This is a genomic window from gamma proteobacterium symbiont of Scutellera amethystina, from assembly GCF_059730845.1.
This window is the reverse complement of the sequence record NZ_AP035935.1, coordinates 2870475-2896893: the sequence shown is the minus strand read 5'-3', so window position 1 is coordinate 2896893 and position 26419 is coordinate 2870475. Positions and strand designations below refer to the sequence as shown.

The 26419-nt window shown below is 58.0% G+C and carries 26 protein-coding genes; 25 read left to right on the top strand and 1 reads right to left on the bottom strand.

Going from position 1 to position 26419, the window contains the following annotated elements:
* Positions 1-3: 3 nt before the first annotated feature.
* The 10 genes from AC6I79_RS13565 to nei all read left to right on the top strand — a co-directional run bounded on the left by AC6I79_RS13565 (position 4) and on the right by nei (position 8891).
* Positions 4-960: a YbgA family protein gene (locus AC6I79_RS13565; RefSeq protein WP_058775282.1), complete on the top strand. Its 957-nt coding sequence runs from the start codon at positions 4-6 to the stop codon at positions 958-960.
* A gap of 12 nt (positions 961-972) precedes the next feature.
* On the top strand, positions 973-2400 hold the full coding sequence (gene phrB / locus AC6I79_RS13560; RefSeq protein ID WP_477529664.1) for a deoxyribodipyrimidine photo-lyase: 1428 nt from the start codon (positions 973-975) through the stop codon (positions 2398-2400).
* An 18-nt stretch (positions 2401-2418) separates the two neighbouring features.
* Complete coding sequence (locus AC6I79_RS13555; RefSeq protein WP_498027333.1) at positions 2419-3162, top strand: type 2 GTP cyclohydrolase I; 744 nt, start codon at positions 2419-2421, stop codon at positions 3160-3162.
* A gap of 161 nt (positions 3163-3323) precedes the next feature.
* Positions 3324-3980, top strand: a complete 657-nt coding sequence (pxpB, locus tag AC6I79_RS13550) for a 5-oxoprolinase subunit PxpB (protein WP_136545587.1) — start codon at positions 3324-3326, stop codon at positions 3978-3980.
* Positions 3974-4912: a 5-oxoprolinase subunit PxpC gene (pxpC, locus tag AC6I79_RS13545; RefSeq protein ID WP_058757884.1), complete on the top strand. Its 939-nt coding sequence runs from the start codon at positions 3974-3976 to the stop codon at positions 4910-4912. Before pxpB ends, pxpC begins: the two co-directional genes overlap by 7 nt.
* Complete coding sequence (gene pxpA, locus AC6I79_RS13540) at positions 4896-5633, top strand: 5-oxoprolinase subunit PxpA (protein ID WP_058769446.1); 738 nt, start codon at positions 4896-4898, stop codon at positions 5631-5633. The genes pxpC and pxpA overlap by 17 nt, the downstream gene beginning before the upstream one ends.
* Before the next feature lie 57 nt (positions 5634-5690).
* A complete protein-coding gene (locus AC6I79_RS13535; RefSeq protein WP_058775286.1) occupies positions 5691-6419 on the top strand; it encodes a DUF969 domain-containing protein in 729 nt (242 codons plus the stop codon).
* A complete protein-coding gene (locus AC6I79_RS13530; protein ID WP_058769447.1) occupies positions 6419-7435 on the top strand; it encodes a DUF979 domain-containing protein in 1017 nt (338 codons plus the stop codon). Before AC6I79_RS13535 ends, AC6I79_RS13530 begins: the two co-directional genes overlap by 1 nt.
* 7 nt (positions 7436-7442) lie before the next feature.
* Entirely contained in the window at positions 7443-8090 is a 648-nt protein-coding gene (gene pcp, locus AC6I79_RS13525) for a pyroglutamyl-peptidase I (RefSeq protein ID WP_498027332.1), read from the top strand.
* A 12-nt stretch (positions 8091-8102) separates the two neighbouring features.
* Entirely contained in the window at positions 8103-8891 is a 789-nt protein-coding gene (gene nei, locus AC6I79_RS13520; RefSeq protein ID WP_021508543.1) for an endonuclease VIII, read from the top strand.
* A 350-nt stretch (positions 8892-9241) separates the two neighbouring features.
* Here the strand turns inward: nei and AC6I79_RS13515 are convergent, their stop codons facing one another.
* A complete protein-coding gene (locus tag AC6I79_RS13515; protein WP_021508542.1) occupies positions 9242-10525 on the bottom strand; it encodes a citrate synthase in 1284 nt (427 codons plus the stop codon).
* A gap of 755 nt (positions 10526-11280) precedes the next feature.
* On the opposite strand from AC6I79_RS13515, the gene sdhC reads away from it, so the two are divergent.
* The 15 genes from sdhC to tolR all read left to right on the top strand — a co-directional run bounded on the left by sdhC (position 11281) and on the right by tolR (position 26411).
* A complete protein-coding gene (gene sdhC / locus AC6I79_RS13510; protein ID WP_021508541.1) occupies positions 11281-11670 on the top strand; it encodes a succinate dehydrogenase cytochrome b556 subunit in 390 nt (129 codons plus the stop codon).
* Positions 11664-12011 carry a succinate dehydrogenase membrane anchor subunit gene (gene sdhD, locus AC6I79_RS13505; protein WP_021508540.1) on the top strand — a complete coding sequence of 116 codons (348 nt, stop codon included), beginning with the start codon at positions 11664-11666 and terminating at the stop codon, positions 12009-12011. Before sdhC ends, sdhD begins: the two co-directional genes overlap by 7 nt.
* A complete protein-coding gene (gene sdhA / locus AC6I79_RS13500; protein ID WP_021508539.1) occupies positions 12012-13778 on the top strand; it encodes a succinate dehydrogenase flavoprotein subunit in 1767 nt (588 codons plus the stop codon).
* A 14-nt stretch (positions 13779-13792) separates the two neighbouring features.
* A complete protein-coding gene (locus AC6I79_RS13495) occupies positions 13793-14509 on the top strand; it encodes a succinate dehydrogenase iron-sulfur subunit (RefSeq protein WP_021508538.1) in 717 nt (238 codons plus the stop codon).
* Positions 14510-14715: 206 nt separating this feature from the next.
* Positions 14716-17523, top strand: a complete 2808-nt coding sequence (gene sucA / locus AC6I79_RS13490) for a 2-oxoglutarate dehydrogenase E1 component (RefSeq protein WP_021508537.1) — start codon at positions 14716-14718, stop codon at positions 17521-17523.
* Between the two features lie 15 nt (positions 17524-17538).
* Positions 17539-18753 carry a 2-oxoglutarate dehydrogenase complex dihydrolipoyllysine-residue succinyltransferase gene (odhB, locus tag AC6I79_RS13485; RefSeq protein ID WP_021508536.1) on the top strand — a complete coding sequence of 405 codons (1215 nt, stop codon included), beginning with the start codon at positions 17539-17541 and terminating at the stop codon, positions 18751-18753.
* 70 nt (positions 18754-18823) lie between these two features.
* Positions 18824-19990, top strand: a complete 1167-nt coding sequence (gene sucC / locus AC6I79_RS13480; protein WP_006118458.1) for an ADP-forming succinate--CoA ligase subunit beta — start codon at positions 18824-18826, stop codon at positions 19988-19990.
* Positions 19990-20865, top strand: a complete 876-nt coding sequence (sucD, locus tag AC6I79_RS13475) for a succinate--CoA ligase subunit alpha (RefSeq protein WP_021508535.1) — start codon at positions 19990-19992, stop codon at positions 20863-20865. Before sucC ends, sucD begins: the two co-directional genes overlap by 1 nt.
* A 676-nt stretch (positions 20866-21541) precedes the next feature.
* Complete coding sequence (cydA, locus tag AC6I79_RS13470) at positions 21542-23113, top strand: cytochrome ubiquinol oxidase subunit I (protein ID WP_058757874.1); 1572 nt, start codon at positions 21542-21544, stop codon at positions 23111-23113.
* Between the two features lie 11 nt (positions 23114-23124).
* The gene (gene cydB / locus AC6I79_RS13465) at positions 23125-24264 is read left to right on the top strand and encodes a cytochrome d ubiquinol oxidase subunit II (protein WP_021508533.1); all 1140 of its coding nucleotides are present in this window, start codon (positions 23125-23127) and stop codon (positions 24262-24264) included.
* Between the two features lie 15 nt (positions 24265-24279).
* Positions 24280-24393, top strand: coding sequence for a cytochrome bd-I oxidase subunit CydX (gene cydX, locus AC6I79_RS13460; protein ID WP_010615998.1), 114 nt, complete (start codon positions 24280-24282; stop codon positions 24391-24393).
* Positions 24393-24686, top strand: a complete 294-nt coding sequence (gene ybgE / locus AC6I79_RS13455) for a cyd operon protein YbgE (RefSeq protein WP_058775290.1) — start codon at positions 24393-24395, stop codon at positions 24684-24686. Before cydX ends, ybgE begins: the two co-directional genes overlap by 1 nt.
* Positions 24687-24863: 177 nt before the next feature.
* The gene (gene ybgC / locus AC6I79_RS13450) at positions 24864-25286 is read left to right on the top strand and encodes a tol-pal system-associated acyl-CoA thioesterase (RefSeq protein ID WP_168714917.1); all 423 of its coding nucleotides are present in this window, start codon (positions 24864-24866) and stop codon (positions 25284-25286) included.
* Entirely contained in the window at positions 25283-25969 is a 687-nt protein-coding gene (tolQ, locus tag AC6I79_RS13445) for a Tol-Pal system protein TolQ (RefSeq protein WP_010616001.1), read from the top strand. Before ybgC ends, tolQ begins: the two co-directional genes overlap by 4 nt.
* A gap of 13 nt (positions 25970-25982) precedes the next feature.
* Positions 25983-26411, top strand: coding sequence for a colicin uptake protein TolR (tolR, locus tag AC6I79_RS13440; protein WP_021508530.1), 429 nt, complete (start codon positions 25983-25985; stop codon positions 26409-26411).
* The last annotated feature ends 8 nt before the right edge of the window (positions 26412-26419 follow it).

Sequence of the window (26419 nt, the reverse complement as noted above, 5' to 3'; positions counted from 1 at the left end):
AGTATGAGCGAGAAAATTCCTGTAGGTATCAGTGCCTGCCTGCTCGGGGATAGCGTCCGATTCGATGGCGGCCACAAGCGTTTTGCCTTTGCGACTGACGAGCTCGCGCCATTTGTGCGCTTCGAACCTGTCTGCCCGGAAATGGCCATCGGTCTGCCGACGCCGCGCCCAGCGCTGCGGCTGGTCAAACAGAGCGACGATCAGATCCACCTGTGTTTCAGTAAAGACGGCGGGGAAGAGCTGACCGACGAAATGGCCCGCTGGTCTGCGGAGCGCGTCAAATCGCTGCACCACCTCTGCGGCTACATCCTGTGTGCCAAATCGCCGAGCTGCGGACTGGAGCGCGTGCGCGTCTACGAGCCTGACACTAACAACAATCGCAAAGCTGGCACCGGTGTGTTCACCTCGTTCCTGCAAAAAGAGCTGCCGTGGCTGCCGCTGGAAGAGGATGGACGCCTGCACGATGATGCGATCCGCGAAAACTTTATGGGACGCGTCTATGCGCTGCATGAGTTCAACGAAATGTGGCGTAGCGGGCTGACGCGCCACAAGCTGATTGCCTTCCACAGTCGCTACAAATTACTGCTGCTGTCGCATGCGCAGGATGAGTACCGCGAGATGGGGAGGTTTGTCGCGGCAATGGAACAGTGGGAGTCACTGGATGCGTACGCCTTTGAATACCGTAACCGTCTTATGCACCTGATGTCGCACCAGGCGTCGCGTCGTAATCACACCAATGTGCTGATGCATGTACAGGGCTATTTCCGGCCGAAGCTGAGTTCACCGCAGCGTCAGGAGCTGGCGCAGCTGATCGATCGCTACCGTCGCGGTGTGCAGCCGTTGCTGGCCCCCATCACCATGCTGAAACATTACATGGCAGAGTTCCCGCACCCGTGGCTGGCGCAGCAGCGTTATTTCGATCCCTACCCGGAAGCGCTGCGTCTGCGCTACGGCCAGTAAACACGGAGCGTTATGAGCACTCATTTAGTCTGGCTGCGTAACGATTTGCGCATGAATGATAACAGCGCACTGGCCGCGGCCTGCCGCGACAGTCAGGCCGAGGTGCTGGCGCTGTTCATCGCCACGCCCGGCCAGTGGCAGCAACACAGTATGGCCCCCAAACAGGCGGCTTTTATCCATCAAAACCTGTGTCTGCTGCAGCAGTCGCTGGCAGAACGCGGTATTAAGCTGCACTTTCATCAGTGCGATGACTTCGCCGCGTCGGTCGACTATCTGGCGACCTTCTGCCAGCAGCACAAGGTGGATGCGCTGTTTTACAACTATCAGTATGAAATCAATGAGCGCCAGCGCGATGCTGCGGTTGAGAAGCAGCTCGATCAGCAGGGCGTGGTGTGCCAGGGGTTCGATGACAGCCTGCTGTTACCGCCGGGCAGCGTACAGACCGGCAGCAACAGCATGTTCAAAGTGTTCACGCCGTTCAGCAAAGCGTTTATCCGGCGTCTGCAACAGGGGCTGCCAGAGTGCCATCACGCACCAAAAGCGCGCGCCGGGGCACCCGTGGCCGCCGGTAAAAAAATAGCGGCATTCGATTATCCTGTGGAAGAATTCGACGAAACCTGGTTCCCCGCCGGAGAAGAGGCGGCGCTGAAGCAACTGCGCCAGTTTGCCCAGCAGCGGGTGGAAAAATATGACCAGCAGCGCGACATACCGGCGATTGACGGCACCAGCCGCCTGTCGCCGTATCTGGCGATTGGTGTACTGTCGCCGCGTCAGTGTTTGCATCGCATTCTGAAGGAGCATCCGCAGGCGCTGAACAACGGCAGCGCGCTGGTGTGGCTGAATGAACTGGTCTGGCGCGAATTTTATCGTCACCTGATGGTGGCCTTTCCGGCGCTGTGTAAGCATCAGCCGTTTGTCGACTGGACGCGCAACGTCAGCTGGCAACAGAATGAGCAACACCTTACCGCCTGGCAGCAGGGCAAAACCGGTTATCCGATTGTTGACGCAGCGATGCGCCAGCTCAATACGCTGGGCTGGATGCACAACCGGTTACGCATGATCACCGCCAGCTTTCTGGTGAAAGATCTGCTGATTGACTGGCGCGAGGGTGAACGCTATTTCATGCAGCAGCTGATTGACGGCGATCTGGCGGCCAATAACGGTGGCTGGCAGTGGGCCGCGTCGACCGGCACCGACGCCGCGCCTTACTTCCGCATCTTCAACCCGACGACCCAGGGCGAGCGCTTTGATAAGCAGGGCGAGTTTATCCGCCGGTGGCTGCCGGAGCTGCAAGACGTGCCGGACAGCGCCATCCATCAGCCGCACGCCTGGGCGGAGAAAAATAACAAGAAACTCGATTATCCGGTGCCAATCGTGGAACATAAGGCGGCACGTAAAAAGACACTAGACGCCTTCGAGCGCGCGCGCAGCGCAGCCTGAGGCGGTCACGGAGCCGTTATGAACAATTTCGAGTTAGAACAGATCGTCAATCAGCAACTCAACACCAGTGCCTTCAGCGACTATGCGCCCAACGGTTTGCAGGTTGAGGGGCGTGAGCAGGTGCGCCGCGTAATTACCGGGGTGACGGCTTGTCAGGCGCTGCTGGATGAGGCGGTAAAACGCCAGGCCGATGCGATACTGGTGCATCATGGCTACTTCTGGAAGAGCGAAGCGCCGGTGATCAAAGGCATGAAGCGCCAGCGTCTGCGCACGCTGCTGGCCAATGACATCAACCTGTACGGCTGGCACCTGCCGCTCGATGCTCACCCACAGTTGGGCAACAACGCCCAGCTGGCCACGCTGTTTGATATCGACGTCAAAGGTGAAATTCAGCCGCTGGTGCCCTGGGGCGAGCTGGCTGAGCCGCTAAGCGGTCCGGCGCTGGCGGAAAAGATCGCGGCGCGCCTTGGACGCCAGCCGCTGCACTGCGGTGATAATGCTCCGGCGCTGATTCGCCGGGTGGCATGGTGCAGCGGTGGCGGCCAGGGCTTTATCGATGCGGCCGCCGCCTTTGGCGTTGACGCCTTTATCAGCGGTGAAGTTTCTGAGCAGACCATCCACTGCGCCCGTGAACAGGGGCTGCATTTCTTTGCTGCCGGCCATCACGCCACCGAACGCGGTGGCATTAAAGCGCTCGGTGAGTGGCTCGCCAGCCAGCATGGTCTGGATGTGACTTTTATCGATATCGACAATCCCGCCTGACCGCCTCGCTTATGCGCCCGGAAAACACGTGCCGGGCGCAAATCAGTTGACACGTCTCCTTCACTTTCGCATAACTTATTGACTTTTCGCATAAGCGAATGCCCTCAGGCGCGCCGTCACTGCGGTCACGGCGCGTTTTATTAATGACCGGGAGGTGGGTTTTGCAACGAGCACGTTGTTATCTGCTGGGTGAGCGGGCTGTGGTACTGGAGCTGGAACCGCCGGTTTCGCTCGTCAGCCAGCAGCGCATCTGGGGATTGTGCCAGCGGCTGCAGCAGAATGAGCAGATCGCGGAAGTGATTCCGGGCATGAATAACCTGACGCTGCTGCTGCGCGATCCGCAGCTGAAAGCGCTGGATGCCATCGAGCGTTTGCAGTGCTGGTGGGAAGAGAGCGAGGTGCTGCTGGCCGAGCCGCGTCAGGTGGAAATTCCAGTGGTGTATGGCGGCGCGGGCGGACCGGATCTGGCGGAGGTCGCCCGTGCGGCGGAGCTGACCTCGCAACAGGTGGTGGAGCTGCACAGCAGCGCGGATTACGTGGTCTATTTCATTGGCTTTCAGCCGGGTTTCCCTTATCTCGGTGGGCTTGATGAGCGGCTGCACACGCCGCGTCGCGCCGAGCCCCGGCTGGTGGTGCCTGGCGGTTCGGTGGGCATTGGCGGCAGCCAGACCGGCATCTATCCGCTGGCCGCGCCCGGTGGCTGGCAGCTGATTGGCCACACGCCGCTCAACCTGTTCGATCCACAACAGCAGCCGCCGACGCTGCTGCGTCCCGGCGACAGCGTCCGCTTCGTGCCACAACGGGAGGGCGTATGTTAAACATTTTGCGTGCCGGATTAATGACCTCGGTGCAGGATCGCGGCCGCCACGGCTGGCGGCAATACGGCATCAGCCTGAGCGGCGCACTGGATGAGCCTTCAATGCGCACGGCCAATATGCTGGTCGGCAACGCGGAAAACAGCGCGGTGCTGGAAATTGTGCTCGGCCAGTTCAAAGCGGAGTTTCGTCGCGACGGCTGGTTTGCGCTGACCGGTGCCAGCTGCAGCGCCGAACTGGATGGCCAGCCGGTGTGGACCGGCTGGCGTCTGCCGGTGAAAAAAGGCCAGGTGCTGAGTCTGTCCATGCCCACGCGCGGTATGCGCAGCTATCTGGCGGTGAACGGCGGTTTCGCCATCGACGCCATGCTGGGATCGCACAGCACCGATCTCAAAGCGGCCTTTGGCGGCTGGCAGGGACGTAAACTGCAGGATGGCGATCAGCTGCCGCTGGGCAAGCCGACGCGCCGCTTCAGCCATCAGGCTGGCGTCCGGCAGCTGCTGTGGGGCAACCGCATCCGCGCGCTGCCGGGGCCGGAGTACAACGAATTTACCCACGACGCGCAGGACGCATTCTGGCGTAACCCGTGGCAGCTCAGCCCGCAAAGTAACCGCATGGGCTACCGGCTGCAGGGCAGTCCGCTGCAGCGCAGTGTCGCACGTGAACTGCTGTCGCACGGCCTGGTGCCGGGTGTGGTGCAGGTGCCGCCGAACGGTCAGCCGATTGTGCTGATGGCCGATGCGCAAACCACCGGCGGCTATCCGCGTATTGCCTGCGTCATCGAGGCCGATCTCTATCAGCTGGCGCAGATTCGTCTGGGAGAACCGATTCACTTCATCCGCTGCACGCTGGAGGAGGCGCTGCTGGCCAAACAGCAGCAGCAACGTTCGCTTGATCAGATAGCCTGGGGGCTTGCTCATGAAGATCGATCTTAACGCCGACCTCGGTGAAGGCAGTGCCAGCGATCGGGCCCTGCTGGAGCTGGTGAGCTCGGCCAACATCGCCTGCGGTTTCCATGCCGGCGATGCCGAAACCATGCTGCAGTCGGTGCGCTGGGCCAGCGCCAATGGCGTGGCGATCGGTGCGCATCCGAGCTTTCCCGACCGGGAAAATTTTGGCCGGACCGCCATGCAGCTGCCGCCGGAAACCGTCTACGCGCAGGTGATCTACCAGATTGGTGCCCTGAAAAGCCTCGCTGAAAGTGAAGGGGCGAAGCTGGTGCACGTGAAACCGCACGGCATGCTGTATAACCAGGCGGCGGCGGATGCAGCGCTGGCGGATGCGATTGCGCGCGCGGTGAAAGCCGTCGATCCGGCGCTGATTCTGGTTGGCCTGGCGGGCAGCGCCTCAATTGCCGCCGCCGCGCATCATGGTCTGCGCACGCGCGAAGAAGTGTTTGCTGACCGCGGCTATCTGGCCAGTGGCGCGCTGGTGCCGCGCAGCCAGCCGGGGGCGTTAATCGAAGAGGCTGAGCAGGCGCTGGCGCAGACGCTCACCATGGTGCAGCAGCGTCAGGTGCGCAGCGTCAGCGGCGAATGGGTGGCGGTGAATGCGCAGACGGTCTGTCTGCACGGCGATGGTGCCCATGCGCTGGAATTCGCCCGCACGCTGCGCGCCGCTTTTGCGACAAATCAGATTGCTGTCACCAGCGCCTGATCATTGACTGTTAGCCCGGCCTGTTGCCGGGCTTTTTATTTCTGACGAGGGGAAAACATGGATAACGTGGTCAATCTCTGGCCGTTACTTGGCATTGCCGCGATTGTGCTTGGCTTTGTGCTGCGCTTCAACCCGGTGCTGGTGGTGATTGTTGCCGGTTTTGTCACCGGGCTGGCGGCGCATATGCCGCTCGGCGATATTCTGGAGAAGCTCGGTTCCGGCTTTCTCAATACCCGTAATCTGCCGCTGATCCTGCTGTTACCGCTGGCGGTCATCGGATTGCTGGAGCGCCACGGTTTGAAAGAGCGTGCGCAGACGTGGATCGCCCGGATCAAAACCGCCACCGCCGGCCGTTTACTGATCGTCTATCTGTTCGTGCGTGAGCTGACTGCGGCGCTGGGGCTGACCAGCCTGGGCGGGCATCCGCAGATGGTGCGTCCGCTGCTGGCGCCGATGGCCGAAGGTGCCACTGAAAACCGTTACGGCAGCGTATCACCGGAGATTCGTCAGCGGCTGCGCGCCATGTCGGCGGCCACCGATAACGTCGGGCTGTTCTTCGGTGAAGATATTTTCGTGGCCTTCGGCGCGATCATTTTTATGCACAACTTTATGCAGGAGTCGGCGGGCATCAGCACCGAGCCGTTGCACATCGCGCTGTGGGGCATTCCGACCGCGCTGTGTGCGTTCCTGATTCATGCATCGCGACTGGTGCGGCTCGACCGTCAGCTGTCGCGTGAGCTGGGCGCGCTCAACCAGCAGGCGCTGCGCGCAAAAGGAGGTGAGTGATGTTTCAGCAACAGTATCTGATGTGGCTGGCCGGGGCGATCCTGCTGATTGTCGCGCTGCTGTCATGGCGCGATAGCGCCAACCCGCGCCGTTTTACCACCGGTTTATTCTGGGCGCTGTACGGTCTGATTTTCCTGATTGGCGACGGTGCTTATCAACTGATGGGGCAGTGGGCCGGTGATGCGGAGCTGGGACGTCGCTGGTTGCATATTGCCGTGGGCGCGGCGGTGGTGATCATGGCGCTGGTTGCCGGGTTCGGCGGCGTGCGCCTCGGTCGCTATCATCAGCGCAGCGATGAACAGAAGCAGCAGAGCGCGCAGCGTCTGGGCAATAAGCTGTTTCTGCCGGCGCTGGCGATCCCGCTGGTGACGGTGATTGGCGTGCTGGCGTTCAATCATATTCCCGGTCTGCAGGAGAGGGTGTTTGGCCCGGGCAATCATTCGACGCTGGTCACGCTGTTTTCGATGATGATTGGCTGCGTGCTGGGCTGGCTGATTGCGCTGAAGTTTACCCATGAGAAGCCGCTGCAGTCGATGCAGGAGACGCGGCGTTTGCTGGATGCGGTTGGCTGGGCGTTTATTTTGCCACAGATTCTCGCCACGCTCGGCCTGCTGTTTACCAGCGCCGGCGTCGGCACGGCGATTTCGCATCTGACTGAACACTATCTGGCGGTGGATAACCGGCTGATTGCGGTCGCGGTGTATGCACTGGGCATGGCGCTGCTGACCATGGTGATGGGCAATGCGTTTGCGGCGTTCCCGATTGTCACCGCCGGCATCGGTATTCCGATTCTGGTGCTGCAGCACGGCGGCAATCCGGCGGTGATGGCAGCGATCGGCATGTTCTGCGGCTACTGCGGTACGCTGATGACACCGATGGCTGCCAACTTCAATATTGTTCCGGCACGTTTACTGGAGCTGCCGGATCGTAACGCGGTGATCAAGGCTCAGGTGCCAACCGGTGTGCTACTGTTAGTAGTAAATATTTTCCTGCTTTATTTCCTGATGTTCCTGTGAGGTTGCGATGAAAACGGTGTTAATGACGGCGTTCGAGCCGTTTGGCGGCGAGCGCATTAATCCGTCGTGGGAAGCGGTGCGCAGCTTTGATGGTCGGGAGTTCGGCGGCGCGCGGATTGTGGTGCGCCAGCTGCCGGTGGTATTCGCCCGCTGCGGCCAGGTGCTGACCGCTGCGCTGGAAGAGTTGCAGCCGCACCGCGTGCTGTGCGTCGGCCAGGCTGGCGGGCGCAGCGATATCAGCGTAGAGCGCGTGGCGATTAATGTGAACGATGCGCGCATTCCGGATAACGACCAGCAGCAGCCGGTCGATCAGCCGATTGTCACCGGGGGACCGGCGGCCTATTTTTCCACGCTGCCGATCAAAGCGATGGTCGCGGCACTGCGCGAAGTGGGGATTCCGGCTTCGGTGTCGCAAACCGCCGGGACATTTACCTGCAATAACGTCATGTATCACCTGCTGCACTGGCTGGAGACCACAGGCAGCGCAGCACGCGGCGGTTTCGTGCATATCCCGTATATGCCGCAGCAGGCGGCGCAGCATCCTGGTGCACCGAGTATGTCGACCGCCAGTGTGATTCAGGCGCTGGAAACGTCGCTGCAGGTGATTCTCAGCACAGAGAAAGACATTCGCGAAGTGGGCGGCGCAACCCATTAATCAGGAGCGGTTATGCCAGAGGGACCGGAGATCCGCCGCGCGGCGGATCAACTTGCAGCGGCAATGGTGGGCAAGCCTCTGACAGAGGTGTGGTTTGCTTTTCCGGCGCTGAAGACCTACGAACCGGCGCTGATGGGGGAAACCATCGACGCCTTTGAAACGCGCGGCAAGGCACTGCTGACGCACTTCTCTAACGGACTGACGCTGTACAGCCATAATCAGCTGTACGGCGTGTGGCGTGTGGTGCCGAGCGGAACTGAGCCCAATACTTCGCGCCAGCTGCGCGTGCGGCTGGGTAATGCCGACCGGGCAATTTTGCTCTATAGCGCTTCGGATATTGAGCTACTGAACGCAGATACGCTCGGCGCGCATCCGTTTTTACAACGCGTCGGACCTGACGTGCTGGACGCTACGCTGACGGTGGAAGAGGTGCGCGAGCGGCTGCTGTCGCCGCGCTTTCGTCGGCGTCAGTTCAGCGGTTTGCTGCTGGATCAGGCATTTCTCGCCGGGCTCGGCAACTATCTGCGCGTCGAGATTTTGTGGCACGCCGGTTTGCTGGCGCAGCATCGTGCACAGGATTTGAACGACCAGCAGCTGGATGCCCTGAGCTACGCCATGCTGGCGGTGCCACGTTTGTCCTATCAGATGCGTGGCAGCATGAAGAAGTATCACGAAGAGGCCGCGTTTCGTTTCGAGGTGTTTCACCGTCAGGGCAAAAAGTGCCGGCGCTGCGGCACCGTCATTGAGAAGGGCGTACTGTCATCACGACCGTTTTACTGGTGTCCGGGCTGTCAGCATTGAGTTTTGGTCATCATTAGAAAAGGCGCGGGACAGACCATCCCCGCATCGTCTCCCGGCAAACTGCACCAGAGCTAATGCACTGACTGGCTGAGCCCCGGGACAGGCAATTCGCAGCGCTGAACAGCATGAGGAAGTCAGGATGAGACCGCATGGATGCGGGCGAAAGCCGGAGCCGGGACAGGATGTCCCGTCGACGGCGGTCCGTCAGACTGACGAGGGATGTGAAGGTACCGCGTCAGCGGCGCGAGGACGCCTGAAACGGGGCTCAGCCAGGCAGGGCTCGGCACGATGCGCCCCAAACTTTCGCCGTGTACTAAAAAAGAAAAGGGCGGGATAACCCGCCCTGATTGTTATTTTTTCAGCGCCGAGCTGAATTCGCGCTCGGTGTAACCGGTGTAGAGCTGACGTGGGCGGGCAATCTTCATGCCTTCGTCGTGCATCTCTTTCCAGTGCGCAATCCAGCCAACGGTACGCGCCATCGCGAAGATCACGGTAAACATTGATGACGGAATGCCCATCGCTTTCAGGATGATGCCGGAATAGAAATCGACGTTCGGATAGAGTTTGCGCTCGATGAAGTACGGGTCGTTCAGCGCGATGTGCTCCAGCTCCATCGCCACTTCCAGCAGGTCGTCCTTCATGCCCAGCTCGTTCAGCACTTCATGACAGGTTTCACGCATCACGGTCGCGCGCGGGTCATAGTTCTTATACACACGGTGACCGAAGCCCATCAGACGGAACGAATCGTTCTTATCTTTGGCGCGACGCACGAATTCCGGGATGTGATCAACGGTGCTGATCTCTTCCAGCATACGCAGCGTGGCTTCGTTGGCACCACCGTGCGCAGGTCCCCACAGCGAGGCGATACCGGCGGCGATACAGGCAAACGGGTTGGCACCGGAAGAACCGGCGGTACGCACGGTAGAGGTTGATGCGTTCTGTTCGTGGTCAGCGTGCAGGATCAGGATACGGTCCATGGCGCGTTCCAGCACCGGGTTCACTTTGTACTCTTCACACGGCGTAGCAAACATCATATGCAGGAAGTTACCGGCATAGGAGAGGTCGTTACGCGGATACACAAACGGCTGGCCGATGGAGTATTTGTAACACATCGCGGCCATGGTCGGCATTTTTGACAGCAGGCGGAATGCGGCGATTTCACGGTGACGTTCAATATTCACGTCTAATGAATCGTGATAGAAGGCGGCCAGCGCGCCGGTCACGCCGCACATCACTGCCATCGGGTGTGAATCACGACGGAAGCCGTGGAACAGGCGGGTGATCTGCTCGTGAATCATGGTGTGACGGGTTACGGTAGTGCGGAACTCGTCGTACTGCGCCTGAGTTGGGGCTTCGCCGTTCAGCAGGATGTAGCACACTTCCAGATAGTTTGAGTGGGTAGCCAGCTGATCGATAGGGAAACCGCGATGTAACAAAATCCCTTCATCACCATCAATAAAGGTAATTTTTGATTCGCAGGACGCCGTAGAGGTAAAACCGGGGTCGAAGGTGAACAGGCCTTTTGAGCCAAGGGCGCGGACATCAACAACATCCTGTCCCAGCGTGCCTTGCATCACATCCAGTTCCACGGAGTTGTTATCTTGTAGGGTTAGCGTCACTTTTTTATCTGTCATTTTTCGTCTCCATAGCGCCTTAGTAGGTAAGGATCTTAGACACCAGAACAGTCATCATGTTGCGTTTACCCGCCGTATTTTCGGGCCGCCGCTACACTGGCTGCGCGCGCGCAGTGCGGTCATTTACTTGCGTAAACGCCCATCATTTGCACACTTACTGCCTTGTTGCAACCCGCACGACTTAGGCTAAAACAGAATCTTCACAGCATCACTCAGCGGTAACGTTCATGCTGCAAGGTTACGGAGCGAAATGTGTAAAGCCAATCGGTGGTGTCCGGGCATGACGCGCTGCACATCGTGGATGTTAAAGATCCTGTCACGACATAACTTCTTGGTAACCAATAACCTGACGGTTTGTGTTGCTCGTAAAGGCAATGTTACATAACTTGAGCTTAGGGGAAAGTGTATCCCCATAACTTTTATGCATCATAGGGTTTTAGTGCGTTCGTTTGTAACTGAAATGTTGATCTATTGTCAAATCAGATAATTAAAAATGTATAAATTGTGAAATACGTGAGGCGGATCACTGTTCAGCTTAAATGTGACCAAAGAGATTGTAGGGGAATTGTAATCAGAATGTGATCCTCCTATACTGCCGCCAGGTCTCCGGAATACCCTGACACCAGGAGCCACCCAGCGTTTTACCCGCTTCATTTAACACTGGATGTTGCTATTTTGGTGGCGGTTGCAGTCCGAACACGCACTGTGCTCTTCTGTAACTCAGGACCGGAGGAAGCAAAATAAAAAAGAGCTGTGTGGGCAAAACCGTGAAAAAACAAAGACCTGTTAACTTGGATCTCTCGACGATCCGGTTTCCCGTTACTGCAATATCGTCCATTCTCCACCGCGTCTCCGGCGTGATTACCTTTGTCGCTCTCGGAATTCTGCTCTGGTTACTGGGTCTCTCCCTCTCTTCTCCGGAAGGTTTCCAGCAAGCGGCATCCATCATGGATAGCTTCTTCGCCAAATTCATCATGTGGGGCATTCTGACCGCGCTGGCTTATCACGCAGCAAGCGGCATTCGTCACATGCTGGCCGACTTCGGTTTTACGGCAGAAACCCTGCAGGTGGGAACCCGTACCGCGCAAGCGGTTTTTGTTATCACTGTCGTGCTCTCAATTCTGGCTGGAGTCCTCGTATGGTAAGCAATGCTTCTGCATTAGGACGCAACGGTATCCATGACTGGCTGTTACTGCGTGCTGCTGCAATCTTAATTACGCTCTACATTCTCTACATCCTCGGTTTTGTCGTGATGACCGGCACGCTGACGTATGACGTCTGGCGCGGCTTTTTCGCTTCCTCCTTTACCAAAGTGTTCACGTTGCTGACGCTGTTCTCGATTCTGGTCCACGGCTGGATTGGCATGTGGCAGGTCCTGACCGACTACGTGAAACCGCTGGCAACGCGTCTGGTGTTGCAACTGGTGATTGTGGTCGCGCTGTTGTCGTATGCAATTTATGGAACTGTTGTGGTGTGGGGTGTGTAAATGAGTTTGCCAGTCAGAGAATTTGATGCCGTGGTGATCGGCGCAGGTGGTGCGGGTATGCGCGCCGCGCTGCAAATCTCCCAGTCGGGCCAGAGCTGTGCTCTGTTATCCAAAGTGTTCCCAACCCGTTCCCACACCGTATCGGCGCAGGGCGGGATTACCGTGGCACTGGGTAACTCCCACGAAGATAACTGGGAATGGCACATGTACGATACCGTCAAAGGCTCCGATTACATCGGTGACCAGGACGCAATCGAATATATGTGTAAAACCGGTCCGGAAGCGATTCTGGAGCTGGAGCACATGGGCCTGCCATTCTCCCGTCTTGATGACGGCCGCGTTTATCAGCGTCCGTTTGGTGGTCAGTCGAAAAACTTCGGTGGTGAGCAGGCGGCGCGTACCGCTGCTGCTGCCGACCGTACCGGCCACGCCCTGCTGCATACGCTGTATCAGCAGAACCTGAAAAACAAAACCACCATCTTCTCCGAATGGTATGCACTGGATCTGGTGAAAAACGCTGACGGCGCGATCGTCGGCTGTACCGCCATCTGCATCGAAACCGGTGAAACCGTCTACTTCAAAGCCAAAGCTACTATCCTCGCGACCGGCGGTGCTGGCCGTATCTATCAGTCCACCACCAACGCCCACATCAACACCGGCGACGGCGTCGGCATGGCGCTGCGTGCCGGCGTGCCAATGCAGGATATGGAGATGTGGCAGTTCCACCCAACCGGCATCGCCGGGGCGGGTGTGCTGGTGACCGAAGGCTGCCGTGGTGAAGGTGGCTATCTGCTGAACAAGCATGGCGAGCGTTTCATGGAGCGCTACGCGCCGAACGCCAAAGATCTGGCGGGCCGTGATGTGGTGGCGCGTTCAATGATGGTGGAAATCCGTGAAGGTCGCGGTTGCGACGGCCCATGGGGTCCGCACATCAAACTGAAACTCGACCATCTGGGCGCTGAAGTGCTGGAATCCCGTCTGCCGGGCATCCTCGAACTGTCGCGCACCTTTGCTCACGTCGACCCGATTAAAGAACCGATTCCGGTTATCCCGACCTGCCACTACATGATGGGCGGCGTGCCGACCCGCGTGACCGGTCAGGCGCTGCGCGTCAACGAGCAGGGCGAAGATGAAGTGATTCCGGGCCTGTTCGCGGTAGGTGAAATTGCCTGCGTATCGGTACACGGCGCAAACCGTCTTGGCGGCAACTCGCTGCTCGACCTGGTGGTATTTGGCCGCGCGGCCGGTGTTCATCTGATGGAGTGTATCGCTGAGCAGGGCGAACTGCGCGACGCCACCGAAGATGAAATCGACGCGGCGATGGCCCGCTTCAACCGCTGGGAAAACAACACCACCGGTGAAGACCCGGTTGAAATCCGCAAGGCGCTGCAGCGCTGCATGCAGAACAACTTCTCGGTATTCCGTGAAGGGGATGCGATGCGTGAAGGCCTGGCCGAGCTGAAAGAGATTCGTGAGCGCCTGAAAAACGCGCGTCTCGATGACCGTTCACCGGACTTCAACACCCAGCGTATCGAATGCCTTGAGCTGGATAACCTGATGGAAACCGCTTACGCAACCGCGGTAGCGGCCAACTTCCGCACCGAAAGCCGTGGCGCTCACAGCCGCTTCGACTACCCGGAGCGTGATGATGCCAACTGGCTGTGCCACAGCCTCTATGTTCCGCAAACGGAAAGCATGACGCGCCGTGAGGTGAACATGCAACCGAAACTGCGTGCGGCCTTCCCGCCGAAAGCGCGTACTTACTAATTGCGGAGATCATCATGAGACTCGAATTTTCTATCTATCGTTACAACCCGGAAGTCGATGACAAACCGCGCATGCAGGATTACACCCTCGAAGCGGAAGATGGTCGCGACATGATGCTGCTGGACGCGCTGATCCGTCTGAAAGAGAAGGATCCTACGCTGGCCTTCCGTCGCTCCTGCCGTGAAGGCGTGTGCGGCTCCGATGGCCTCAACATGAACGGTAAAAATGGCCTGGCGTGTATCACGCCGGTCTCCGCACTGGGCAATGGCAGCAAGAAGATTGTTATCCGTCCGCTGCCCGGTTTGCCGGTAATCCGCGACCTCGTGGTGGACATGGGACAATTCTATGCTCAGTATGAGAAGATTAAGCCTTTCCTGTTGAATAATGGGGAAAATCCGCCAGCGCGCGAGCATCTGCAAACGCCTGCGCAGCGCGAGCACCTGGACGGCCTGTACGAGTGTATTCTCTGTGCCTGCTGCTCCACATCGTGCCCGTCGTTCTGGTGGAATCCGGACAAGTTCATTGGTCCGGCCGGCCTGCTGGCGGCCTACCGCTTCCTGATTGACAGCCGCGACACCGAAACCGATGCGCGCCTCGACAATCTGAATGATGCTTTCAGTGTTTTCCGCTGTCACAGCATCATGAACTGTGTGAGCGTGTGCCCGAAAGGCTTAAACCCAACGCGCGCCATCGGCCATATTAAGTCGATGCTGCTGCAGCGCGGGGCGTAATAAACGGAAGTCACGGTCGGGAACTCAGGTTCCCGATCGTTTACGGAAGCCTCTATAAGCGCGGTACTGACCACGCTTATAAAGGTTCCCTTACGGGCCAGGCGCCGGTTGCGCACAGGTTCGTATCGCTGAACTCACTACGGCAAGCCGCGTAAGCGGCAACAAATGAAACCTCAAAAAAGCAGATTAATGCTTAAGGGATCACAATGCAGAACAGCGCGATGAAACCCTGGCTGGACTCCTCCTGGCTGGCCGGCGCGAACCAGTCCTACATAGAGCAACTCTATGAGGATTTCCTGACCGATCCTGACTCTGTTGATGAAGTGTGGCGCTCGATGTTCCAGCAGCTGCCGGGCACCGGTGTGAAACCTGAGCAGTTTCACTCCACGACGCGTGAATACTTCCGCCGCCTGGCGAAAGACGCCACCCGCTACACCTCCACAGTCACCGATCCGGCCGCTAATTCCAAACAGGTTAAAGTGCTGCAGCTGATTAATGCGTTCCGCTTCCGCGGCCATCAGCACGCTAACCTCGATCCGCTCGGCCTGTGGAAGCAGGAGCGCGTGGCGGATCTCGATCCGGCCTTCCACGATCTGACCGACGCCGATTTTCAGGAAAGCTTTAACGTAGGCTCTTTCGCCATTGGCAAAGAGACCATGAAGCTGGCCGATCTTTATGCCGCACTGCAGCAGACCTACTGTGGTTCGATTGGTGCAGAGTACATGCACATCAACAACACCGAAGAGAAGCGCTGGATTCAGCAGCGTCTGGAATCGGTGGTGGGCCATGCGTCATTCAGCGCGGACGAGAAAAAAGGTTTCCTGAAAGAGCTGACGGCGGCAGAGGGCCTGGAAAAATACCTCGGCGCGAAATTCCCGGGTGCCAAACGCTTCTCGCTGGAAGGCGGTGATGCGCTGGTACCGATGCTGCGCGAAATGATTCGCCACGCCGGCAAGAGCGGCACGCGTGAAGTGGTGCTGGGTATGGCGCACCGCGGCCGTCTCAACGTACTGATCAACGTGCTGGGTAAAAAACCGCAGGATCTGTTCGACGAGTTCTCCGGCAAGCACAAAGAGCACCTCGGTACCGGTGACGTGAAGTACCACATGGGCTTCTCGTCAGACGTGGAAACCGAAGGCGGCCTGGTGCACCTGGCGCTGGCGTTCAACCCGTCGCATCTGGAAATTGTAAGCCCGGTAGTCATGGGCTCGGTGCGTGCGCGTCTGGATCGTCTGGCGGAGCCGGGCAGCAACAAAGTACTGCCGATCACCATTCACGGTGACGCCGCGGTTATTGGCCAGGGCGTGGTGCAGGAAACCCTGAACATGTCGCAGGCTCGCGGTTACGAAGTAGGCGGCACCGTGCGCATCGTGATTAACAACCAGGTGGGCTTCACCACCTCGAATCCGAAAGATGCGCGTTCTACCCCTTACTGCACCGACATCGGCAAAATGGTGCTGGCACCGATCTTCCACGTCAACGCGGACGATCCGGAAGCGGTAGCGTTTGTTACCCGTCTGGCGCTGGATTATCGCAACACCTTCAAACGCGATGTGTTCATCGACCTGGTGTGCTACCGCCGTCACGGCCATAACGAAGCCGACGAGCCAAGCGCAACCCAGCCGCTGATGTATCAGAAAATCAAAAAGCATCCGACGCCGCGCAAAATCTACGCCGATCAGCTGGAAAGCGAAGGCGTGGCCACGCAGGAAGATGCCACCGAGCTGGTAAACCTGTACCGCGATGCGCTGGATGAAGGCGAGTGCGTGGTGCCGGAATGGCGTCCAATGAGCCTGCACTCGTTCACCTGGTCTCCGTACCTCAACCACGAGTGGGATGAGAGCTACCCGGAAACCGTGGACATGAAACGTCTGCAGGAGCTGGCGCGCCGCATCAGCAGCATTCCGGAAGCGGTGGAAGTGCAGTCGCGCGTTGCCAAGATTTACAACGACCGCAAAGAGATGGCGGAAGGCAACAAGCTGTTCGACTGGGGCGGCGCGGAAAACCTTGCTTACGCCACGCTGGTGGACGAAGGCATTCCGGTGCGCCTGTCGGGTGAAGACTCCGGCCGCGGCACCTTCTTCCACCGTCACGCGGTGATTCACAACCAGCAGAACGGTTCGACTTACACCCCGCTGCACCATATCCATAACGGTCAGGGTCAGTTCAAGGTGTGGGATTCGGTGCTGTCGGAAGAAGCGGTTCTGGCGTTCGAATACGGTTACGCCACCGCCGAGCCGCGCGTGCTGACCATCTGGGAAGCGCAGTTCGGTGACTTTGCCAACGGCGCTCAGGTGGTGATCGATCAGTTCATCAGCTCCGGCGAGCAGAAATGGGGCCGCATGTGTGGTCTGGTGATGCTGCTGCCACACGGCTACGAAGGGCAGGGTCCGGAGCACTCATCCGCGCGCCTTGAGCGCTATCTGCAGCTGTGTGCTGAGCAGAACATGCAGGTCTGCGTGCCATCAACGCCAGCGCAGGTCTACCACATGCTGCGTCGTCAGGCGCTGCGCGGTATGCGCCGTCCGCTGATCGTGATGTCGCCGAAGTCGCTGCTGCGTCATCCGCTGGCGGTATCCAGCCTTGATGAGCTGGCCAACGGCAGCTTCCAGCCGGCGATTGGTGAGATCGACGATCTCGATCCGCAGCAGGTGAAACGCGTGGTGCTGTGCTCCGGTAAAGTTTATTACGATCTGCTGGAGCAGCGTCGTAAGAACGAGCAGACCGATGTCGCCATCGTGCGTATCGAACAGCTCTATCCGTTCCCGCACAAAGCGGTGCAGGAAGCGCTGAAGAATTACGCCCATGTTCAGGATTTCGTCTGGTGTCAGGAAGAGCCACTGAACCAGGGCGCATGGTATTGCAGTCAGCATCATTTCCGCGAAGTGGTTCCATTTGGTGCGTCACTGCGTTACGCAGGCCGTCCGGCTTCTGCTTCACCGGCCGTGGGCTATATGTCCGTACATCAACAACAGCAGCAAGACCTGGTCAATGACGCGCTGAACCTTGGTTAATTAAAAGGAAAGAAAATGAGTAGCGTAGAAATTCTCGTTCCCGATTTGCCTGAATCCGTAGCGGATGCCACGGTAGCCACCTGGCATAAAAAACCCGGCGACTCTGTGACCCGCGACGAAGTGCTGGTCGAGATCGAAACTGACAAAGTGGTACTGGAAGTGCCTGCCGCCGCTGACGGTGTGCTGGAAGCGGTGCTGGAAGACGAAGGCGCCACCGTAACATCGCGCCAGATTCTGGGCCGTCTGAAGGAAGGCAACAGCGGCGGGAAAGAGACCACGGCGAAAGTGGAAAGCAAGGAGTCTACGCCTGCACAGCGTCAGACTGCATCTCTGGAAGAAGAGAGCAATGACGCGCTCAGCCCGGCCGTGCGCCGCCTGATTGCGGAAAACAACCTCGACGCCAGCCAGATTAAAGGCACCGGTGTTGGCGGCCGTCTGACGCGCGAAGATGTGGAAAAACATCTGGCGAAGAAAGCCGACGGCGCGAAAGCGGCACCGGCAGCCGATGCGGCTCCGCAGGCCGTTGCCAACCGCAGCGAGAAGCGTGTGCCAATGACCCGTCTGCGCAAGCGCGTGGCCGAGCGTCTGCTGGAAGCGAAAAACAGCACCGCAATGCTGACCACCTTCAATGAAGTCAACATGAAGCCGATCATGGATCTGCGCAAGCAGTACGGCGATGCCTTCGAGAAGCGTCACGGCGTGCGTCTGGGCTTTATGTCCTTCTACATCAAAGCGGTGGTTGAAGCTCTGAAACGCTTCCCGGAAGTCAACGCGTCGATCGACGGCGACGATGTGGTGTACCACAACTATTTCGATGTCAGCATCGCGGTCTCAACGCCGCGTGGTCTGGTGACGCCAGTGCTGAAAGATGTTGATGCGCTGAGCATGGCCGACATCGAGAAGAAAATTAAAGAGCTGGCGGTGAAAGGCCGTGACGGCAAGCTGACGGTGGAAGAACTGACCGGCGGTAACTTCACCATCACCAACGGTGGTGTGTTCGGTTCGCTGATGTCTACGCCGATCATCAACCCGCCGCAGAGCGCGATTCTGGGGATGCACGCCATTAAAGATCGCCCAATGGCGGTGAATGGTCAGGTGGTGGTGCTGCCAATGATGTATCTGGCGCTCTCCTACGATCACCGTCTGATCGATGGTCGTGAATCTGTCGGCTATCTGGTCGCGGTGAAAGAGCTGCTGGAAGATCCGGCGCGTCTGCTGCTGGATGTCTGATTTTCGCCGGGCGCGCTGGCACGAGGCGCGCCCAAATTAACCCTGTTTAGATCTGAATGGATAGAACATCATGAACTTACACGAATACCAGGCGAAGCAGCTGTTTGCACGGTATGGTATGCCAGCACCGACTGGCTACGCCTGCACCACGCCACGTGAAGCCGAAGAAGCCGCCTCGAAAATTGGCGCGGGTCCGTGGGTGGTGAAATGTCAGGTTCATGCCGGTGGCCGCGGTAAAGCGGGCGGTGTGAAGGTGGTTAACAGTAAAGAAGACATTCGTGCTTTCGCTGAAAACTGGCTGGGCAAACGTCTGGTGACCTACCAGACTGACGCCAATGGCCAGCCGGTAAACCAGATCCTGGTTGAAGCGGCGACCGACATCGATCAGGAGCTGTATCTGGGTGCAGTGGTTGACCGTGCCACCCGTCGCGTGATCTTCATGGCGTCAACTGAAGGCGGCGTGGAAATCGAGAAAGTGGCGGAAGAAACCCCGCACCTGATCCACAAAATGGCGCTGGATCCGCTGACCGGCCCGCAGCCATACCAGGGCCGCGAGCTGGCATTCAAACTGGGCCTGACCGGCAAGCAGGTCAGCCAGTTCACCAAAATCTTCATGGGTCTGGCGACCATGTTCCTGGAGCGCGACCTGGCGATGGTTGAGATCAACCCGCTGGTGATCACCAAACAGGGAGACCTGATCTGTCTGGATGGCAAACTGGGTGCCGATGGCAATGCCCTGTTCCGTCAGCCCGAGCTGCGTGAAATGCGCGACCCAAGCCAGGAAGACCCACGTGAAGCCCACGCGACGCAGTGGGAACTGAACTACGTCGCGCTGGAAGGCAACATTGGCTGTATGGTCAACGGCGCTGGTCTGGCGATGGGCACCATGGACATCGTGAAACACCACGGTGGTCAGCCTGCAAACTTCCTTGATGTTGGCGGCGGCGCAACCAAAGAGCGCGTTACCGAAGCCTTCAAAATCATCCTGTCTGACGATGCTGTGAAAGCGGTATTCGTTAACATCTTCGGCGGCATCGTGCGCTGCGACCTGATCGCAGACGGCATCATCGGTGCTGTGGCTGAAGTGGGTGTCAACGTACCGGTCGTGGTACGTCTGGAAGGTAACAACGCCGAGCTGGGCGCGAAGAAACTGGCGGACAGCGGTCTTAACATCATTGCAGCAACCAGCCTGACAGACGCAGCACAGCGTGTTGTCGCTGCTGCGGAGGGTAAATAATGTCCATTCTGATCGACAAAAACACCAAAGTCATTTGCCAGGGTTTCACCGGTGGCCAGGGAACGTTCCACTCTGAGCAGGCGCTGGCCTATGGTACGCAGCTGGTTGGCGGTGTGACGCCAGGTAAAGGCGGCACCACTCATCTCGGTCTGCCGGTGTTTAACACCGTGCGTGAAGCAGTAGAAGCCACGGGCGCCACCGCTACCGTGATCTACGTGCCGGCACCGTTCTGCAAAGACGGTATCCTGGAAGCGATCGACGCGGGCATCAAACTGATCATCACCATCACCGAAGGTATCCCGACGCTGGATATGCTGACGGTGAAAGTGAAGCTGGACGAAGCAGGCGTGCGCATGATTGGCCCGAACTGCCCGGGTGTGATCACCCCAGGCGAATGTAAGATCGGTATTATGCCGGGCCACATTCACCAGCCAGGTCGCGTCGGTATCGTGTCACGTTCCGGTACGCTGACCTATGAAGCGGTTAAGCAGACCACCGACATCGGCTACGGCCAGTCCACCTGTGTGGGCATCGGCGGTGACCCGATCCCAGGCTCCAACTTCATCGACATCCTGAAAATGTTCCAGGACGATCCGCAGACCGAAGCGATCGTGATGATCGGTGAGATCGGCGGCAGCGCTGAAGAAGAGGCCGCGGCGTTCATCAAAGAGCATGTGACCAAGCCTGTCGTCGGCTATATCGCCGGCGTAACGGCGCCGAAAGGCAAGCGTATGGGTCACGCCGGCGCCATCATTGCCGGTGGTAAAGGCACCGCCGATGAGAAATTTGCTGCGCTGGAAGCGGCCGGTGTGAAAACCGTTCGCAGCCTGGCCGATATCGGCGACGCGGTGAAAGCGGTACTGCCAGCGAAATAACATTTTGCTGCTGAAAGAAAAAAGCCACCTGCGGGTGGCTTTTTTTATGGCTGTCATGCACGGCCATTAGCCGTCCTCACACATTTGCAGTAAAAACGTAACGGCAACATTTTCTGCGGCTATGCTTACTTTGTCGTTGAGTAAAGAAGGGCAAAGAGGCGTGCTTTTTCCCGTCAGCGTCCAGGCGTCTGGCTGGCACAGAGGTTAAATAATTACGGGAAAGGTAATTGTTTTCTTAATTGCGCTATCGATTTATGACAACTAATTAACAACAACTCTAACACTACATATCTGGAAAATTATTGTCTTAATCCAGATCAATAAAAGGCGATATATAGCAAACTTTACCGCTGGCTAAAAGCAACCCAACCGGTATAAATTGCGCTGCATCAATTCAGTCTTTTTCATCATTTTTCAGGAGTTTGTGCCAGGCGTTTTCATATCAATTCTGTCGCCTCCTCATCTTACTCCTGCTCGAAACAGGCTGAAGCGATCGGTTTTTCGGGGAATTTTCACCACTGTTACTCGCTCACTTCGGGCCGCAGTACGCATTGTGCTGTCGGTAACAAAACTGGAATCAATAATCAGTCGTTCCTGACCTTATTCTGCATCGCACTGCCCGCTATTTGTGGTTGTTATTCGCAGGATGAGTTCATGCGAGGAGCAAGGAGTCATCATGTTAGATATTGTCGAGCTGTCGCGTTTACAGTTTGCCCTGACGGCGATGTACCATTTCCTGTTCGTGCCCTTAACGCTCGGTATGGCGTTTTTACTGGCGATCATGGAAACGGTCTATGTCCTGTCGGGAAAACAGATTTATAAAGATATGACCAAATTCTGGGGCAAGTTGTTTGGTATCAACTTTGCGCTGGGTGTGGCCACCGGCCTGACCATGGAATTTCAGTTCGGTACCAACTGGTCTTATTACTCCCACTACGTCGGCGATATCTTCGGTGCGCCGCTGGCCATCGAAGGCCTGATGGCGTTCTTCCTTGAATCCACCTTTGTCGGCCTGTTCTTCTTCGGCTGGGATCGCCTCGGTAAAGTGCAGCACCTGGCGGTGACCTGGCTGGTGGCACTCGGCTCGAACATGTCCGCGCTGTGGATCCTGGTGGCGAACGGCTGGATGCAGAACCCGATCGCCTCCGAATTCAATTTCGAAACCATGCGTATGGAGATGGTGAGCTTCTCCGAGCTGGTGCTGAACCCGGTGGCGCAGGTGAAATTTGTGCATACCGTGGCCGCGGGTTACACCACCGGTGCGATGTTCATTCTGGGCATCAGCGCCTGGTATCTGCTGAAAGGGCGCGACATCGCGTTTGCCAAACGCTCCTTTGCGATCGCTGCCAGCTTCGGTATGGCTGCTGTGCTGTCGGTCATCGTGCTGGGTGACGAATCCGGCTATGAAATGGGCGACGTGCAGAAAACCAAGCTGGCCGCCATCGAAGCCGAATGGGAAACCCAGCCGGCGCCGGCGGCCTTTACGCTGTTTGGCGTGCCGGATCAGGCGACGCAGGAGAACAAGTACGCCATCCAGATCCCGTATCTGCTCGGTTTGATTGCTACGCGTTCCGTCGATACGCCGGTCACCGGCCTGAAAGATCTGCTGGCGCAGCATGAAGTGCGCATCCGCAACGGTATGAAAGCCTATGCGCTGCTGAACGAGCTGCGTGCCGGCAGTAAAGATCCGGCGGTGCGCAGTGAGTTTGAGACGCATAAACAGGATCTTGGCTACGGTCTGCTGCTCAAGCGTTATACCCCGGACGTGGCGAACGCTACGGAAGCGCAAATCCAGCAGGCAACGCAGGATTCGATTCCGCGCGTGGCGCCGCTCTATTTCGCCTTCCGCATCATGGTGCTGTGTGGCGTGCTGTTGCTGGGCATCATTGCGCTGTCGTTCTGGAGCGTGATTCGTAACCGCATCGGTAAGAATCGCTGGCTGCTGAAAGCGGCGCTGTACGGTATTCCACTGCCGTGGATTGCCGTCGAAGCTGGCTGGTTTGTCGCTGAATATGGCCGTCAGCCGTGGGCGATTGGTGAGGTGCTGCCAACCGCCGTGGCCAACTCGTCGCTGACCGTCGGCGATCTGCTGTTCTCGATGATCCTGATCTGCGGCCTGTATACCGTGTTCCTGGTGGCGGAGATGTATCTGATGTTCAAATTTGCCCGCCTTGGTCCAAGCAGCCTGAAAACCGGCCGCTATCACCATGAAACAGTGCAGGCTGTGACTCAACCGGCGCGCGGATAAGGAGAGCGACCATGTTTGACTATGAAGTGTTGCGTTTTGTCTGGTGGCTGCTGATTGGCATTCTGCTGATCGGTTTTGCCGTCACCGACGGCTTCGATATGGGCGTGGGAATGCTGACCCGCATCCTCGGTCGCACCGATACCGAGCGTCGCATCATGATTAACAGCATCGCGCCGCACTGGGACGGTAACCAGGTCTGGCTGATCACTGCCGGCGGGGCGCTGTTCGCCGCCTGGCCAATGGTCTATGCCGCCGCGTTCTCCGGTTTTTACGTGGCGATGATTCTGGTGCTGGCCTCGCTGTTCTTCCGTCCGGTCGGCTTTGATTACCGGTCGAAGATTGAAGATATGCGCTGGCGCGGTGCCTGGGACTGGGGCATCTTCATTGGCAGTTTTGTGCCGCCGCTGGTGATTGGCGTGGCGTTCGGTAACCTGCTGCAGGGCGTGCCGTTCCATGCTGATGAGTACCTGCGCCTGTTCTACACCGGTAATTTCTTCCAGCTGCTTAATCCGTTTGGCCTGCTGGCTGGGGTGATCAGCGTCGCGATGATTCTGGCCCAGGGCGCGACTTACCTGCAGATGCGCACCAGCGGCGAACTGCACCTGCGTTCCCGCACCGCGGCGCAAATCAGCGCGCTGGTGATGCTGGTAGGCTTTGTACTGGCCGGCGTGTGGGTGAAGTACGGCATTGATGGCTATGTGCTGAAAAGCGCAATCGATCATCACGCGGCGTCTAACCCGCTGGGTAAAGACGTGGTGCGTGAAGCCGGGGCCTGGCTGGTCAATTTTGAACAGATGCCGGTGCTGTGGCTGTTCCCGCTGCTCGGCGCGCTGCTGCCGCTGCTGACGATCCTGTGTTCGCGCATGGAGAAGGGCGCATGGGCGTTTATCTTCTCTTCGCTGACGCTGGCGTGCGTCATTATGACGGCGGGCATTGCGCTGTTCCCGTTCATCATGCCATCCAGTACCGTGCCAGGCACCAGTCTGACCATGTGGGACGCGACCTCCAGCCTGCTGACGCTGCAGATCATGACCGTGGCCGCCATCATCTTTGTGCCGATTATTCTGGCTTACACCAGCTGGTGTTACTACAAGATGTATGGCCGCATCACCAAAGAACACATTGAGCGCAATACGCACTCCCTGTACTGATTGAGGAGATTAAGCATGTGGTATTTTGCCTGGATTCTTGGCACCTTGCTGGCCTGTGCGTTTGGCGTGGTCACGGCACTGGCGATCGAGCATGTGGAAGAGGGCGGCGCGCAGGACGACAAGCTCTGATGCGCAGCCTGATACAGACGCTGTATCGTTTGATGGATAAGGGCCCGCTGCGGGCCCTTTCACTGATTCTGGCGCTGTGGCTGGCCGGATGCGTCATCTGGCAGCCGGCGCGCTTTGCCGCACGCACCAGTGAGCTCGCCATCTGGCACGGATTATTGTTAATCTGGGCGGTGTGCAGCGGCGTGATTCACGGCACCGGTTTCCGGCCACAGCGTGCCCGCTGGCAGGCGCTGTTTGCCCCGCTGCCGGCGCTGATCGTGCTGGCGCTGGGAATTTACTGGTTCTACCATTAAGTTCTGTCTCAGCCCGCAAGGGCTGTTTTACCGCTGCTGACGTGAGTTTTTGTCAGCGGTTGGTCAGGAAATCTCCCAAAAATCCTTCCAGTTGTTAACGTCTGATAATTATTTTCTCCTGGCTCTGGCGGACCATTCCCAAGCCGATCTCACTTGCGTATAGTAGCAACGTTTAAAATGAGACCGGGATGTAGAGTGAGTACAACGCTGTTTCGCTGGCCGGTTCGGGTCTATTACGAAGACACTGACGCCGGTGGTGTGGTTTACCACGCCAGCTATCTTGCTTTTTATGAACGAGCACGTACCGAGATGTTGCGCCAGCACCATTTCAATCAACAGGCCCTGTTGGAAGAGCAGGTGGCTTTTGTGGTACGGCGCATGACGGTGGACTTTATTGCCGCGGCACGTCTCGACGACCTTCTGGAGATCCAGAGCGAAGTGACAGCAATGACGCGCGCAACCATGACGTTCTCGCAGCGTATCGTGAATGCTGAAGGCAAAGTGCTCAATGAAGCAGACGTCCTGATTGCCTGCATCAACCCACATCTAATGAAGCCGATTGCGCTTCCCAAGTCTATTGTCGCGGAGTTCAAGCAGTGACTGACATGAACGTTCTTGATTTGTTCCTGAAGGCAAGCCTTCTGGTCAAACTTATCATGTTGATTTTGATCGGCTTTTCTATTGCCTCCTGGGCAATCATCATTCAGCGCACCCGCATTCTTAACGCGGCGGGGCGTGAGGCCGAGGCGTTCGAGGACAAGTTCTGGTCCGGTATCGAGCTGTCGCGTCTCTATCAGGAGAGCCAGGCGCGCCGTGACGAGCTGAGCGGGTCCGAACAGATTTTCTATTCTGGCTTCAAAGAGTTTGCCCGCCTGCACCGCGCCAACAGCCATGCGCCGGAAGCGGTGGTCGAAGGGGCCGGTCGCGCCATGCGCATCTCGATGAACCGTGAACTGGAAGCGCTGGAAAATCACATCCCATTCCTTGGCACCGTCGGTTCCATCAGCCCGTATATCGGTCTGTTTGGTACGGTGTGGGGGATCATGCATGCCTTTATCGCACTGGGTGCGGTGAAACAGGCCACACTGCAAATGGTCGCGCCCGGTATCGCTGAAGCGCTGATCGCCACCGCAATCGGTCTGTTCGCGGCCATTCCTGCCGTTATGGCGTATAACCGTCTGAACCAGCGCGTGAACAAGCTGGAGCAGGGCTACGACAACTTTATGGAAGAGTTCACGGCCATCCTGCATCGTCAGGCTTTCTCTACCGACAACAGCAAGTAAGTCGAGGTTAACGATGGCCAGAACCCGTGGTCGCGGGCGTCGCGACCTTAAGTCGGAAATCAACATTGTTCCGCTGCTGGACGTGCTGCTGGTGTTGCTGCTCATCTTTATGGCAACCGCGCCGATTATTACACAGAGCGTGGAAGTGGACCTGCCGGACGCAACCGATTCGAAAACCGTTTCCAGCGACGATAATCCGCCGGTGATCGTGGAAGTGGCCGGGGTAGGGCAGTACAGCCTGGTGGTGGATCACGATCGTATGACGCAGCTGCCGCCGGAGCAGGTGGTGAGCGAAGCGCAGCGCCGTATTGAAGCCAATCCGAAGACGGTCTTCCTGATTGGTGGGGCGAAAGATGTGCCTTACGACGAAATCATCAAGGCGCTGAACCTGTTGCATCAGGCTGGCGTGAAATCCGTCGGTTTGATGACGCAGCCGATTTAACGCGAACC

Coding starts and splice junctions, on each gene's coding strand:
- ybgE (WP_058775290.1), top strand. CDS start 24,393: ATGCGCAGCCTGATACAGACGCTGTATCGTTTGATGGATAAGGGCCCG.
- cydX (WP_010615998.1), top strand. CDS start 24,280: ATGTGGTATTTTGCCTGGATTCTTGGCACCTTGCTGGCCTGTGCGTTT.
- cydB (WP_021508533.1), top strand. CDS start 23,125: ATGTTTGACTATGAAGTGTTGCGTTTTGTCTGGTGGCTGCTGATTGGC.
- sucA (WP_021508537.1), top strand. CDS start 14,716: ATGCAGAACAGCGCGATGAAACCCTGGCTGGACTCCTCCTGGCTGGCC.
- AC6I79_RS13515 (WP_021508542.1), bottom strand. CDS start 10,525: ATGACAGATAAAAAAGTGACGCTAACCCTACAAGATAACAACTCCGTG.
- sdhA (WP_021508539.1), top strand. CDS start 12,012: ATGAGTTTGCCAGTCAGAGAATTTGATGCCGTGGTGATCGGCGCAGGT.
- pxpA (WP_058769446.1), top strand. CDS start 4,896: ATGAAGATCGATCTTAACGCCGACCTCGGTGAAGGCAGTGCCAGCGAT.
- AC6I79_RS13565 (WP_058775282.1), top strand. CDS start 4: ATGAGCGAGAAAATTCCTGTAGGTATCAGTGCCTGCCTGCTCGGGGAT.
- AC6I79_RS13555 (WP_498027333.1), top strand. CDS start 2,419: ATGAACAATTTCGAGTTAGAACAGATCGTCAATCAGCAACTCAACACC.
- phrB (WP_477529664.1), top strand. CDS start 973: ATGAGCACTCATTTAGTCTGGCTGCGTAACGATTTGCGCATGAATGAT.
- pcp (WP_498027332.1), top strand. CDS start 7,443: ATGAAAACGGTGTTAATGACGGCGTTCGAGCCGTTTGGCGGCGAGCGC.
- sdhD (WP_021508540.1), top strand. CDS start 11,664: ATGGTAAGCAATGCTTCTGCATTAGGACGCAACGGTATCCATGACTGG.
- nei (WP_021508543.1), top strand. CDS start 8,103: ATGCCAGAGGGACCGGAGATCCGCCGCGCGGCGGATCAACTTGCAGCG.
- cydA (WP_058757874.1), top strand. CDS start 21,542: ATGTTAGATATTGTCGAGCTGTCGCGTTTACAGTTTGCCCTGACGGCG.
- sucD (WP_021508535.1), top strand. CDS start 19,990: ATGTCCATTCTGATCGACAAAAACACCAAAGTCATTTGCCAGGGTTTC.
- sucC (WP_006118458.1), top strand. CDS start 18,824: ATGAACTTACACGAATACCAGGCGAAGCAGCTGTTTGCACGGTATGGT.
- pxpC (WP_058757884.1), top strand. CDS start 3,974: ATGTTAAACATTTTGCGTGCCGGATTAATGACCTCGGTGCAGGATCGC.
- tolR (WP_021508530.1), top strand. CDS start 25,983: ATGGCCAGAACCCGTGGTCGCGGGCGTCGCGACCTTAAGTCGGAAATC.
- AC6I79_RS13535 (WP_058775286.1), top strand. CDS start 5,691: ATGGATAACGTGGTCAATCTCTGGCCGTTACTTGGCATTGCCGCGATT.
- ybgC (WP_168714917.1), top strand. CDS start 24,864: ATGAGACCGGGATGTAGAGTGAGTACAACGCTGTTTCGCTGGCCGGTT.
- AC6I79_RS13495 (WP_021508538.1), top strand. CDS start 13,793: ATGAGACTCGAATTTTCTATCTATCGTTACAACCCGGAAGTCGATGAC.
- AC6I79_RS13530 (WP_058769447.1), top strand. CDS start 6,419: ATGTTTCAGCAACAGTATCTGATGTGGCTGGCCGGGGCGATCCTGCTG.
- odhB (WP_021508536.1), top strand. CDS start 17,539: ATGAGTAGCGTAGAAATTCTCGTTCCCGATTTGCCTGAATCCGTAGCG.